Source organism: Serratia quinivorans, from assembly GCF_052113645.1.
Taxonomy (GTDB): domain Bacteria; phylum Pseudomonadota; class Gammaproteobacteria; order Enterobacterales; family Enterobacteriaceae; genus Serratia; species Serratia quinivorans_B.
The window spans coordinates 501,917-514,560 of record NZ_JBIEIU010000001.1 but is presented as its reverse complement, the minus strand read 5'-3'; the positions used below and the strand labels follow the sequence as shown (position 1 = coordinate 514,560).

At 55.5% G+C, this 12,644-nt stretch carries 10 protein-coding genes; 6 read left to right on the top strand and 4 right to left on the bottom strand.

Annotated elements, in window-relative coordinates; translation table 11 throughout:
* Positions 1-2 precede the first annotated feature (2 nt).
* The gene (gene cobA, locus ACGS9J_RS02345) at positions 3-818 is read left to right on the top strand and encodes a uroporphyrinogen-III C-methyltransferase (RefSeq protein WP_442229473.1); all 816 of its coding nucleotides are present in this window, start codon (positions 3-5) and stop codon (positions 816-818) included.
* 4 nt (positions 819-822) lie between these two features.
* Here the strand turns inward: cobA and ACGS9J_RS02340 are convergent, their stop codons facing one another.
* Both ACGS9J_RS02340 and ACGS9J_RS02335 read right to left on the bottom strand, forming a co-directional pair.
* Positions 823-1,389 carry a YbhB/YbcL family Raf kinase inhibitor-like protein gene (locus tag ACGS9J_RS02340; RefSeq protein WP_442229472.1) on the bottom strand — a complete coding sequence of 189 codons (567 nt, stop codon included), beginning with the start codon at positions 1,387-1,389 and terminating at the stop codon, positions 823-825.
* 102 nt (positions 1,390-1,491) lie between these two features.
* A complete protein-coding gene (locus ACGS9J_RS02335; protein ID WP_442229471.1) occupies positions 1,492-2,208 on the bottom strand; it encodes a prepilin peptidase in 717 nt (238 codons plus the stop codon).
* A gap of 526 nt (positions 2,209-2,734) precedes the next feature.
* On the opposite strand from ACGS9J_RS02335, the gene ACGS9J_RS02330 reads away from it, so the two are divergent.
* Positions 2,735-4,240: a YchO/YchP family invasin gene (locus tag ACGS9J_RS02330; protein WP_442229470.1), complete on the top strand. Its 1,506-nt coding sequence runs from the start codon at positions 2,735-2,737 to the stop codon at positions 4,238-4,240.
* Here ACGS9J_RS02330 and narL read toward each other — a convergent pair.
* Positions 4,237-4,887 (bottom strand): two-component system response regulator NarL, encoded by a 651-nt coding sequence (gene narL, locus ACGS9J_RS02325; protein ID WP_442229469.1) that lies wholly within the window; start codon positions 4,885-4,887, stop codon positions 4,237-4,239. The two genes, ACGS9J_RS02330 and narL, sit on opposite strands and share 4 nt — an antisense overlap.
* Before the next feature lie 11 nt (positions 4,888-4,898).
* Positions 4,899-6,683, bottom strand: coding sequence for a nitrate/nitrite two-component system sensor histidine kinase NarX (gene narX, locus ACGS9J_RS02320; protein ID WP_442229468.1), 1,785 nt, complete (start codon positions 6,681-6,683; stop codon positions 4,899-4,901).
* Between the two features lie 362 nt (positions 6,684-7,045).
* On the opposite strand from narX, the gene ACGS9J_RS02315 reads away from it, so the two are divergent.
* The 4 genes from ACGS9J_RS02315 (at position 7,046) to wecA (ending at position 12,482) form a co-directional block, all read left to right on the top strand.
* Complete coding sequence (locus tag ACGS9J_RS02315) at positions 7,046-8,434, top strand: NarK family nitrate/nitrite MFS transporter (protein WP_442229467.1); 1,389 nt, start codon at positions 7,046-7,048, stop codon at positions 8,432-8,434.
* 779 nt (positions 8,435-9,213) lie between these two features.
* Positions 9,214-10,113, top strand: a complete 900-nt coding sequence (locus tag ACGS9J_RS02310; RefSeq protein WP_442229466.1) for a winged helix-turn-helix domain-containing protein — start codon at positions 9,214-9,216, stop codon at positions 10,111-10,113.
* A gap of 182 nt (positions 10,114-10,295) precedes the next feature.
* Positions 10,296-11,252: an NAD-dependent epimerase/dehydratase family protein gene (locus ACGS9J_RS02305; RefSeq protein ID WP_442229465.1), complete on the top strand. Its 957-nt coding sequence runs from the start codon at positions 10,296-10,298 to the stop codon at positions 11,250-11,252.
* 180 nt (positions 11,253-11,432) lie between these two features.
* Positions 11,433-12,482, top strand: coding sequence for a UDP-N-acetylglucosamine--undecaprenyl-phosphate N-acetylglucosaminephosphotransferase (wecA, locus tag ACGS9J_RS02300; RefSeq protein WP_442229464.1), 1,050 nt, complete (start codon positions 11,433-11,435; stop codon positions 12,480-12,482).
* Positions 12,483-12,644 lie beyond the last annotated feature (162 nt).

Here is a 12,644-nt window from a genome sequence, read left to right as displayed (position 1 = left end):
ACATGAACGCGATTGAACGATTGATGCGAGCCGGCGATCGGCACCAGCCGGTGCGCGGCGGCGAAGTATGGCTGGTGGGGGCGGGGCCGGGGGATGCGGAACTGCTGACCTTAAAGGCACTGCGGGTGATCCGGCAGGCAGAGGTGGTGGTGTTTGATCGGCTGGTTTCCCCGGCGGTAATGGCTTTGTTGCCGCCGGAGGCGCTGCGAATTGACGTGGGGAAATCCATGGGCTGCCACACTCTGTCGCAAAGGGAGATTGACCAACTGTTGGTGGAACTGGCGCAGGCCGGCAACCGGGTGGTGCGGTTAAAAGGCGGCGACCCTTTTATTTTTGGTCGTGGCGGGGAAGAGATGGCGCAATTGCAGCGCCATGGCGTGGTCTGTCACGTGGTGCCGGGGATCACCGCCGCCAGCGGTTGTGCGGCGGCGAGCGGCATTCCGCTGACCCACCGCGACTACGCGCAATCGGTACGGTTTGTGACTGGGCATGGCCGCAACGGCGAAGCCGATCTGGATTGGCGAGGCTTGGTCACTGCGGGCCAGACGCTGGTGTTTTACATGGGGCTGACCCGCAGTGAAACCCTTGCCGCACAGCTGATACGCCATGGCATGGCGGCACAGACGCCGTTGGCGATTATTGAGCGCGGCACCTTGCCACAGCAGCGGGTGTTGATTGGCACCCTGTCAGCCTTACCGGCGTTGATCGCCCACCAGCGACCCGTTTCACCCAGCCTGTTGGTGATTGGTGAGGTGGTCAGCCTGTACCGCGCAGCGAGTATCATCGCCGCACAGCCCGAAGCTGCGCTGCCAGCCTGAACGGCTATTGGCCGAAGCGACCGATAATCCCCGCACCGCCCTTGGCGTGGCCCTGCAATTTTTCCAATAGCTGTTCGCGGGTTAACCCCGGGCCCAGCGCATGGGGCGGGAGATCGGTGGCGATCAGCACGAAGGTATAGTGGTGCAACCCGGAACCGGCCGGTGGGCATGGGCCGTGATAAACCGCGGTGCCCGGCGAGTTTTTACCGCCGACAAAGCCTTTGCCCTGGGTAAGATCGCCTTCGGCGAAATGGCTGGCCGTCGCGGGAATGCCATAGGCGACCAAATGACTGACGCCCAAACCGGCGCGGCCCTCGGGATCGGACAGCAGCAGGGCGAAGCTGGTGGTACCTGCCGGTGGGTTGGCCCAGCTCAGCGGGGGTGACACATTGTCGCCGGTGCAACTGGCGTTGCCCGGTGTGGCACCGGCATATTTCTGCGCCAGCATGCCGCCGTCCTGAAACGCCGGTGAGCTGAGGGTAAAGGTGCCGGTGGCCTGTGCGGCGAACGACAACGAACCGGTAAGTAATGCCGCGCTGAGCGCGAGTGCGGATAAACCACGACCGATCATACAGCCTCCTGTGTTTGCTTGAATAAAGCATAGTGGCGCAGACGCCGGCTCGCTATAACAGTGGGCTCAACAGTCGGCTATAACAGCGGCCAAAGGGCGACGTTACTCCGCCGTCGGGATGAAATAAGCTGAAATGGCGGAATTTCCCTTGATGAACGGCGTGAGATCCCGGTCGGCCGTCGCCAGCAGGCTCCACCAGCCGGAAAGGGCCAGGAACAGGCCAAACGGCAGTGGGGCATGCCAGCCGGATTTGTGGCGTAAATAGGCCACCGCCGCCACGCATAACCCCACCATTGCCGCGCCGGTGACCAACATCGGCAGGGCAGCCCAGCCGGTCCAGGCCCCCAGGGCTGCCAGCAATTTAAAGTCCCCCTGGCCGATGCCATCGGTTTTCCGCCGGTAGCGGTAAAGGGCGTTAAGCAACCCTAACGACAGATAGCCGACGGCGGCCCCGGTAACCGCCTCGTTCAACGAGGTAAAACAGCCCTGTTGATTAGCCAGCAGCCCGGCCCATAACAGCGGCTGGGTCAGGCGATCCGGCAATAACCCATGCCGCCAGTCGATCAGCGCCAGCGCGATCAATACGGTGGCCACCGGCAGCAACAAGAACCGCTGCACAGGCGAGAGGCTAAAAGGCCATGTCGTCAATCCGGCGCTGACGGCGATCAACATCAGGGTGCGCATTTTTAAGGGTCGCGGCTGTGGCACCAGAGCTTGAGCCTGGGAATCAATGAGCCGTTTGGCGACGGCGGCCGACAGCAACATGGCCAGGATAAATACGCCCCGGAACCAGAGATCTAACGGTGAATCGTCGAACATAACGCGTCCTTGCCGAGCTGAAATTAGCGTTCAAAATAGCGGCAAAATGGGTTTCACCGTCGAACAATTTCTCGGCTATTGCGCGTTTTGCGCAGGCGGCCGCAAACCTGGCTGCAGTGCCAAGTGAAATACACTGAAATTGCGCGCCTCCCAGCAAAATCAACCCATTGCTTATTGTTGTGGATGAAGGGTGGCCGTTATTTGGGCAAAATCAGCAATGAAATTTAGTGAATTTATCCTGTCAGGCGGTGAGTGCTCGGGCGTGATCCTGGTGGGCCAGCCACGGAGAGGCAATCAGGGGTGATTTGTTACGGTGTCACAAAATAAACTGAGGTTTATCTGATGGTTTCTTATCAGAAACTGATTAGACTTTAGGGTTCATGATGCACTTTGGCGCCTCGGCGCCCGACAGGGTCAAACACCCGGTACGATAGGTGCGCACGGTTAGGTGTTCTGCTGCCTGGAGCGGCCGCAGCAAAAAAGGTTTATCTGCCCACTCTCTGGATGAGGGGACGGCGGCGGTGTCATGACAGACGTTATTCCTAAAGCACGTTACAAATTGCATAAAGCCGTTTATTTCTTCTCTCGCCCTGCCAGTTTACCGGCGGTGGGGTTGGCGTGGCTGCTGGGCGGCTTACCCGCCTATGCCGAATCCCCGCCTGCGCCGCCCTCCGTGAGTCATAGATCGAATGCCAACGACACTCTGCCAGAATTGGGCGGCAGCCCCTCGAATGATGCCGAGCGCGAGAAAGAGTGGGCTACCATGGCCAAACAGCTGGGCGAACGTGACCTGAATAACGTTTCAAGCCAGCAGATGCGTACCCGCGCCGAAAGTTACGCGGTAGGGCAAGCCAGTACCGTGCTGCAACAGCAGGCACAGGAACTGCTCTCGCCGCTGGGAACCGCCAAGCTGTCGCTGGTGATGTCCGACCAGGGGGATTTTGCCGGCAGCAGCGGCCAGTTGTTCAGCCCGTTGTATGACGTCAATGGCTTGCTGACCTACAGCCAGCTCGGTTTGTTGCAGCAAAGCCAGGGCTCGCTGGGCAATCTGGGGCTGGGGCAGCGCTGGGTCGCCGGCGATTGGCTGCTGGGGTATAACACGGTGCTCGACAGCGATTTCGAACGGCATCATAACCGCGCCAGTCTGGGGGCCGAGGCCTGGGGGGATTTCCTGCGTTTTTCCGCCAACTATTACTACCCGTTATCGGCGCTGGCGCAACAGTCCGATAACGCCGAGTTTCTCAGCCGCCCAGCCAGCGGTTATGACATTACCACCCAGGGCTACCTGCCATTTTACCGCCAGATTGGCGGCTCGCTCAGCTACGAGCAGTACTGGGGGGAGAACGTGGATCTGTTTGGCAGCGGCAAAAAGCAAAACGACCCGCGCGCCATGCAGTTGGGGCTGAATTACACCCCGGTGCCGCTGGTGACGGTGAAAGCGCTGCACAAGATGGGCGAAGGCGGGGTTAGTCAGGATCAGGTCGAACTGGCGCTGAGCTATCGGCTTGGCGTGCCGCTGGTGAAGCAGATATCGCCGGAGTATGTGGCCCAGGCCAAATCGCTGCGCGGCAGCCGCTATGACAATATCGAACGGAAAAATGTGCCGGTGATGGCGTTCAAGCAGCGTAAAACGCTACAGGTGTTCCTGGCCACGCCACCCTGGAGCTTGCAGCCGGGGGAGACGCTGCCGTTGAAGCTGGAGATTAAAACCACCAACAAGATTACCCGGGTCAGCTGGCAGGGCGATACTCAGGCGCTGAGCCTGACACCGTCGCAAAACAGTAACGATCCGCACGGCTGGAGCCTGATTGTACCGCAATGGGATACTGCGCCGGGCGCGGCAAACAGTTACCGTCTGTCGGTCACGCTGGAAGACGACAAGCAGCAGTTGGTGACCTCCAACTGGATCCAATTGCAGGTGACGCCGCCGCTGACGGCCTCCTCCGGGGGTGACGCCGGTTTGCCACCGGCTAAAATACTGCAAACGCCGGCCATTCCGGCAGAGACCGGGCCGTTGAACGGCGGTAACTAGCCGTTCTTGCCCTGCAACACCCAGACCGCGGCTTCAACGCGCGATTTCAGCTTCATTTTCTTCAACAGGTGTTTGACGTGCACCTTGACGGTGCTTTCGGTGATGGTCAGCTTACGGGCGATCATCTTGTTCGGCAGACCCTGGGCAATCAGCTTGAGAATATCGCGCTCGCGCGGCGTGAGTTGCTGGATATCCCGTTCGGCACTGGGGCGGTTCTCACGCAGGCTGGCAGCCAGGATTGGCGTCAACGCCTCGCTCAACACCATCTGGCCCGCGGCCGCCTGATGCAGCGCTTTCAACAGTTCTTCCGGCTCCATGTCTTTCAGCAGGTAGCCATCTGCGCCGCGTTTTAGCGCGCTGACCACGTCGTCTTCGTGGTTCGACACGCTAAACACCACGATGCGGCCGGAGAGCGCGGTCATCCGCAGGCGATCCAGCGTTTCCAACCCGTTAATACCCGGCATGTTCAGATCAAGCAGGATCAGATCAGGATCCTGCTCCTCGGCCAGTGCCACGCCCTGTTCACCGTTGCCGGCTTCCGCAATCACCTGCAGGCGGGGGTCCATGGCGATAAGCTGTTTTACGCCATTGCGCAGCATCGGGTGGTCATCAATCAGTAAAATGGTGGCGGCAGTTTCGGTCGTCATGGTTTCTCCCATTAGTCGATGGCGTGGTTGTCCGGTTTGAATATCACCCGGACTTCAGTGCCGCCGCCGCTGCGGGGCAAAATTTCGCAGCGGCCGTGCAGGCTTTTGGCGCGGTCGCGCATAATGATCAGGCCGTAGTGATCGGGGCGAAGCGTATCTGGAGGCAGTCCGCAGCCGTTATCGCAGACGCTCAGGGTGACTTCGCCCCGTTGATTGATCACCTGAATGCTCACCTGGCTGGCCTGGGCATGTTTGTGGATATTGCTTAACGCTTCGCGGGCAATTTGCAACAGGTGGATAGCCTGATAAGCGGGCACCGTGCGCGGCGTTAATTGATAATCGAGGCTGATGGTGATGCCGAGTCGTTGACTGAACTCCTGCACCGAGGACTGCAACGCCGCCAGCAGCCCCGGCTCCGTCAGCCGCAGACGGAAGGTGGTCAGCAGCTCACGCAGTTGGCGATAGGCCATGTTCAGCTCTTCACGCATCTGTTGCACCAGCGCCAGGTTGGCAGGCGAAAGCTCCGCGCCCTGCATTTGCAGGCAGCTGATCTGCATCTTCAGGCACGACAGCGACTGGGCAATGGAGTCATGCAGTTCGCGCGCTATCGCCGCGCGTTCTTCCATCAGCATCAACTGCTGTTGGTGATCCACCTGGCGTTCAATCGCCAGCACGCTGGTCAGCTGTTCGACCAGCGTATTCATCAACTGCCGATGATCATCATTCAACGGCCGCTGTGGCGCATGTTGCGCGACAATCACGCCGTAATCTCCCAATTTGTCGCTCAGGCTCCAGCTCAACGAAGGGTAATTGGCATGCTGCTGATCGTCGTCGTTCAGGCAGGCGCTGCACACCGGATTATTGCAGTATTCCGGCCGCAGCGGCTGGTTGCCGCTCAGCTGTACAAACTGTTCCTGGCTGTTGTTTTCGTACAGCCGTACCTGGATGTCGCGTAACGGTGTCAGGGTTTGCAGCTGATTGAGTATCGGCGTCAGGCGGCTGCACAGAGGCTCATTGGCATGCAACTGGCGGCTGGCGCGATACAAAAAGCTCAACACCTGATTTTTTTGCTGCAGATCGGCGGTCTTTTCCGCCACCCGCTGCTCCAGCCCGCTGTACATGGCGGCCAGTTCGTCGGACATGGTGTTTAACGCGCCGCCGAGCGAGGCCATTTCATCCTGATGCCCACGTTGGGCAAACCGACGGCTGAAATCGCCACGGCCTGCCGACAGCGCCATCGCCACCAATTGCCGCCAGGGGTGCAGCAAGCGACGGCGCAGGTAGCATATGGTGCCGACCAACAGCAGCAGCGTCAGTGCGATAAACACCGCCTGCACCAGCGTGACCGTCAGCAACCGGCGTTCGGTATGGCGGTCGATGTCCGAGACCAGCGCATCCAGCAGGGAGACGAAATGAACCACCTGCGGCGCAGCATCGGCCGGTTGGCGGGCCTCGCGCAGCTGCGGCAACAGCGTCAGGCGCCAGTAGTCGTGCAGCCCCTGAAATTGTTCGGTCAAGCCTTCTTGTTCCACCGGCCGTTGCAGGTCGGGGCTGTTTGCATCCTGTTCCAGCTCGCGTATCAGGGTTTCGCTGTGTGCATCCAGCGGCACCTGCGCCAGCAGGCGGTAGCTCTGCATCCGTAACGAACCGGCTTTATTAATGGCGTGCGCATTGCCCTGAATGCTCTGCGACATCCAGGCGGATATGCTCATGCCGGCCACCCCCAGGATGCCCAGCAGCAACATCAGGATGGCCACCTGGTTAACGATGGAAAGCGGAGCTAACAGGCGTTTCATAAGCGTTGGATCCCCGGCGCATAGCAAGACAACGGCTGGAAACCAGAGGGCGAAAGCAGGTGGTGCCAGCGAAAGTGGTAACGATTCAGCGTTATTTTTCATCATACCCCGACATAACCCCATACCTCTAACGAAGTACCCATTAGTTTCCGCCCTGCATTGCGGGTGCACGACGGTGGGACAGGGGGATTTTCAATCGCTTGATTTGTTTTGTTTTTACCGTCGTTCGCCGGTTACTCATAAAGGGATGGCGGGCATTTTTCGGCATTTGGCTACCTGCATCCGGGTTGATTTACATCAACTTTGCCGTAGGGGACGCCGCCTAGGGTGAGCGAAGTTATCATCCTGTGTCTGAGGTTTTTATGTCGCAATCTGCAACGTCGTTATCAAAACAAACCGATGCGGTTATTCAGAACTGGCAACCTGAGGATGCCGCATTTTGGCAGCAGCGTGGCCACCGCATTGCTAATCGCAACCTGTGGATTTCCATTCCTTGCCTGTTATTGGCCTTCTGCGTCTGGATGTTGTTTAGCGCAGTAGCGGTCAATTTGAACAAAGTTGGCTTCAATTTCACCACCGATCAACTGTTCCTGCTCACCGCGTTACCTTCCGTTTCCGGCGCCATCCTGCGCGTGCCGTATTCCTTTGTGATCCCGATGTTCGGCGGACGCCGCTGGACGGCCATCAGCACCTGTTTCCTGCTGGTGCCCTGCCTGTGGCTGGGCTTTGCGGTACAGGACGCCGGCACCCCTTATGGCGTGTTTGTCATTATTTCCCTGTTGTGCGGTTTTGCCGGCGCCAACTTCGCCTCCAGCATGGCCAATATCAGCTTCTTCTTTCCCAAGGCCAAACAGGGTGGCGCTTTGGGTCTGAACGGCGGTTTGGGCAATCTGGGCGTGAGCGTGATGCAGTTGGTGGCTCCCCTGGCCATCTCCGTCGCTATTTTCGGCGCATTTGGCGGAACCGCTCAGGCGCAGCCGGACGGCAGCGCGCTGTGGCTGGAGAACGCGGCCTGGATCTGGGTGCCGTTTCTGTTGGTAGGCACGCTGGCGGCCTGGTTTGGCATGAATGACCTGGCGGCCTCTAAAGCGTCGCTGCGTCAGCAACTGCCGGTGCTTAAACGCGGCCACCTGTGGGTGCTGAGCCTGTTGTACCTCGCCACCTTTGGTTCCTTTATCGGCTTTTCCGCCGGCTTCGCCATGCTGTCCAAAACCCAGTTCCCGGACGTGGTGATCCTGCATTATGCCTTCTTCGGTCCCTTCCTGGGGGCGCTGGCACGGCCGGTGGGCGGGGCGCTGTCCGATCGCTTCGGCGGTATCCGCGTGACGCTGATTAACTTTGTGCTGATGGCGGTGTTTGCCGCCTTACTGTTCCTGACGTTACCGGGAGCAGGGCATGCAGGATCGTTTATCGCGTTTTACAGCGTCTTTATGCTGTTGTTCCTCACTGCCGGCCTGGGCAGTGGTTCCACCTTCCAAATGATTGCCGTTATCTTTCGTAAAATTACCGTCGACCGGGTTAAGGCGGCCGGCGGCAGTGACGAAAGCGCTCAACGTGAAGCGGTCACCGACTCTGCGGCGGCATTGGGCTTTATCTCTGCGATTGGTGCCGCCGGCGGCTTCTTTATTCCGCAGGCTTTCGGCACCTCGCTGGCATTAACCGGTTCACCGGCGGGCGCGATGAAAATCTTCCTGGTGTTTTACGTGGTGTGCGTGTTGGTCACCTGGGTGGTGTACGGCCGTAAAAAATAAAAAAGCGTTGTGCAATACCCGTTCCTCCCCGACAGGGGAGGAGCTTTTTATCCCCTCTTTAAGTGAAGCTTTTACGTCCCCAGTGAAATTCCCGCCATTTTAGGTAATATTCTTATTATTGCGCGCTGTTTTTCCCTTTGTTTATAAGCGCATCTCTCCCGCCGTGATTTCCCACTGTCTTTGCCAAAAATGTTATTCGCACGTTATTTTTTCATTTCCACGTCGAATTCCTTACCCAAATAAAGCACTGTGAATGCCGCGTCATGCGGCAATGAAATTCTGTTTCTTCGCATGAGCAGAGATTCATTTCATCAAGTTAACAATATGCCTTTGTATTTGGTGCTATATTTTAACCTGGCATTCCAAGAGGGACTAAATCAGATAACTCTCATTCTGTTTTGGCAGGCTTTTTGTAGGCTGTCTGGCAATCGGATTAGGTGGAAAAACAGATGATATCGATCGGTGTCAGAATGAAATTTCACAATTTCATTTAAATAACAAATCGATAACATTATTACATTTGATGTTTTAAAACAATAAGATAAGCGGTTTTTATTGCCGGAAAACATGATGAGAAACCATGTTTCCAACAGGGAAATAAAGTCATTCAAAGAATCATAACCTCCTTTTGAGAGGTGTTGTAAAAAATGAAATCAGTAATTTTTTATAAAAATAAATATCCCATGAATGCAACCTGTTGAGTTTACATTTAATTTCTTGAACATTTTTTCATATTTCTATACAAAGTGTGCAGGACAGGCACGCTAAGGAAATTAAAAGTGAATCTTGATAAAAGAATAAAGATTAGGAATCTAGATGTTCTGACACCGTCCAGGGAAAAATTCCGTCTACGTTGGAAGGAGTATCAGATACTTTCACTTCTTGTCGCCAGATCCCCCGAGCTGGTTAGTCGTGCGGAAATTATAGAAAACATATGGAAAGGAACTTACTGTTCAGATTCAACGATAAATCAAACAATTAAATCAATTCGTCAAAAAATCGGTGATGCTGAGCATACACTTATCAGAACTATTCCGCGCCTGGGTTATAAGGTGGAAAATAAGGCCGTTTTTCACTTTATTTCTGAAGAGGAAGAATATGTCGCTGATGAAATATGGAGTGCCGACAACGATGTTAATAAAGATATTCAAGCGGAACTTTCTGAAAGTGACGATAAGCAGGATGAAATTACTGCTGAAGAAATAGAGTCGGAGGATGAGAATATTGTTCCCGCCGCGCCCTCTGTTACGCCAGGGGCGCTTAAAAATACGACGGTCAGAAAAAAAATTCCGGCGGCGGCCGGTTTTTTCTCCGTGCCTGCCGTCAGAGTTGTGAAATACCTGTCGGTATTCGTGTCGTTGCTGATTATTTCACATTTTTCCTATGTACTGGGGAATCAAACTCGCCCGCCCATTATCAATGACATTCAAAACAATACCCGCGTGGTGTTGACACTGACGCTGAACAACGCCCGGACCAACAGCCCGCAAACGCTGCTTTGCCTGTATCAGGGGGAAAGCCTCGAGCAGGCAACCATTGAATGTGTCGATCCCAAACAAGGCAAGCTGAAACAGCCGGTGAAATACGAAACTTCGGATGCACAGGGCTCGGGTAAGATTAATCTCATACTGCCGAATAAAATCATGGAATATCAGGTCGCTTACGATGTTAAAAATTAGCGCGAAATGACATTTCACCTTTATCGATAATTTTACATTTGGCTCATATTTTTATTTCATTATTTGTTATTTGAAAGCCGGGTCTGTTTTGTCCAGTCTGGTTTCCATGTTCTAACGCGAATTAGCGTCCTGCCTCAATGGTGTGGTGGGGAATAATGGAAAATCGGGTTGAGTGACAAATTATGGATAAGCGTAAAGTAGCGATCATCGGGGGTTCCGGCTTTATCGGCACGCGTTTGGTTAAGCGTCTGAGTGTGCGTGACGACCTGGTGTTGACCATCGTGGATAAAAAACCGAGTGAGCATTTTCCTGAACTCTATCAGTTTGGTGATGTTACTCAGCCTCAGACATTGCAACAGCCATTGGCGGGTTGTGACGCGGTGATCAACCTTGCCGCCGAGCATCAGGATAATGTCGATCCTGTCTCACTGTATTATCAGGTTAACGTGGATGGCGCGCGCAATGTCTGCATGACGGCATCGGCGTTGAACATCAAACAGATTATTTTTACCTCCTCCGTGGCGGTCTACGGCTTCGTGACCCGGGAAACCGGTGAAGACGGGGTTTTTGAACCCTTTAACCATTACGGTAAATCCAAGCTGGAAGCGGAGTATGTTTATGAAGCCTGGCGTAAAGCCGATGGCGGCAATAAATTAACCATCATCCGCCCGACGGTGGTGTTTGGTGAAAATAACCGTGGCAACGTTTATAACCTGTTCCGACAAATAGCCAGCGGCCGTTTCGTGATGATTGGCAGCGGCAATAATATGAAGTCCATGGCTTACGTTGAGAATATTGCCGCCAGACTGGAGCATGCGTTGGATCAGCAAGCCACTTATCAGGTCAGCAATTATGTTGATAAACCTGACTTCACCATGAATCAGCTGGTTGACGTTATTTCCTCTTCATTAGGCAGAAACAATAAGACTATTCGCATTCCCTATTTATTTGGGATCTGCGGTGCGACGGCATTAGATGTCGTGAGTAAAATAAGTCATCGTAAATTCCCTATTAGTCGCGTGCGAGTGCAAAAATTCTGCGCCAGAACGCAATTTAAAAGCAATGTGCAAAGTGATTTCGTGGCGCCAGTGGAACTTGATTCGGCAATCGAAAAAACAATTAAACACGAGTTTTCCTAGAGATAACTTTATTGCGGGTTAGGGTTATTTATTTTTTTCCTCTGACAAGCAGATAAATCTGTATTAAGCGGGATTGGCTCATGCTGACTTATATCCTGGGGCTGTCAATTTTATTTTTGTTAATAGCGCATTGGGAGCTGTAACTCAAGGGCGGTAGCGTGCTTATTCGCTGGAGGAACCATGTTATATCAACTGAGCGTGATATTTATTTTGGCGTTGATGCTGGTGGTTATTGCCCGCCGCGCAGCGCTGGCGGTGGGGTTAGTGGATAAGCCCAATGCGCGTAAGCGCCACCAGGGCCACGTTCCGCTGGTCGGCGGGATTGCCATTTACCTGGTCGTGACGCTGGTGACCCTTTGGCAACCGGACTGGTTGCCGCACAGCCCCATCTATTTGTTGAGCATCACCGCGCTGGTGCTGCTGGGGGTGTTGGATGACCGTTTTGATCTGCCGGTGGCGCCCCGCGTCATTGTGCAGGGAGGGATCGCGCTGGCGATGATGCTGGCGGCAGGGATGCAACTGTCTTCTTTCGGTTACCTGTGGGGTCACCAGGAGTGGCTGCTGGGTTACGCCGCCTTGCTGATCACCCCGCTGGCGGTGTGGGGCGCGATCAACGCTTATAACATGGTTGACGGTATCGACGGCCAGCTCGGGGCACTGTCCTGCGTCACCTTTATGGCGCTGGCCATCCTGTTCGGCCTGGCAGGCCATGAGTCACTGGCGTTGTGGTGCCTGAGCCTGATAGCCGCGCTGGCGGCCTACCTGTTGTTCAACCTCAGCGTGTTCGGTTCGCGCCACAAGATTTTCATGGGGGATGCCGGCAGCATGGTGATTGGCTTTAGCGTGCTGTGGTTGTTGATTGTCGCCACGCAGGGCGAAGACGCCGTGATGCGGCCGGTGACCGCGCTGTGGCTGATTGCCATTCCGCTGATGGATATGGTGACGGTGATGACGCGCCGGTTGCTGCGTCGCCAGAGCCCGTTTAAGGCCGGGCGTGATCACCTGCATCACATTCTGATGCGCCGGGGGCTCAATGCGCGTCAGGCGCTGGGCATGAGCTGCATGCTGGCGGTCACTCTGGCCTGCGTCGGCATCTGCGGCGAGGTGCTGCAACTGCCGGACCACCTGATGCTGTTGGCCTTTGTGTTTTGCTTCTTCGGTTATTTTGCCCTGCTGCACGAACCGCGCCAGGCAAGGATTTTTACCGATAACCCTACCGCCGATCGTTAATCCTCCCTCGGGCCTCTGACAAAGCCCGTTATTAGGGAGAGCGTGCCGAAGGGGTCGTAGCGGCTTGTCCGCCGACCCATTTGCCGGGAGCAAATGGGAACGACTTCGAGTCGGCCCGCAGGGTGGGACACATGGACGTGTCCCATAATGGCCCCTCGGTGC

Coding starts and splice junctions, on each gene's coding strand:
- cobA (WP_442229473.1), top strand. CDS start 3: ATGAACGCGATTGAACGATTGATGCGAGCCGGCGATCGGCACCAGCCG.
- ACGS9J_RS02340 (WP_442229472.1), bottom strand. CDS start 1,389: ATGATCGGTCGTGGTTTATCCGCACTCGCGCTCAGCGCGGCATTACTT.
- ACGS9J_RS02335 (WP_442229471.1), bottom strand. CDS start 2,208: ATGTTCGACGATTCACCGTTAGATCTCTGGTTCCGGGGCGTATTTATC.
- ACGS9J_RS02330 (WP_442229470.1), top strand. CDS start 2,735: ATGACAGACGTTATTCCTAAAGCACGTTACAAATTGCATAAAGCCGTT.
- narL (WP_442229469.1), bottom strand. CDS start 4,887: ATGACGACCGAAACTGCCGCCACCATTTTACTGATTGATGACCACCCG.
- narX (WP_442229468.1), bottom strand. CDS start 6,683: ATGAAACGCCTGTTAGCTCCGCTTTCCATCGTTAACCAGGTGGCCATC.
- ACGS9J_RS02315 (WP_442229467.1), top strand. CDS start 7,046: ATGTCGCAATCTGCAACGTCGTTATCAAAACAAACCGATGCGGTTATT.
- ACGS9J_RS02305 (WP_442229465.1), top strand. CDS start 10,296: ATGGATAAGCGTAAAGTAGCGATCATCGGGGGTTCCGGCTTTATCGGC.
- wecA (WP_442229464.1), top strand. CDS start 11,433: ATGTTATATCAACTGAGCGTGATATTTATTTTGGCGTTGATGCTGGTG.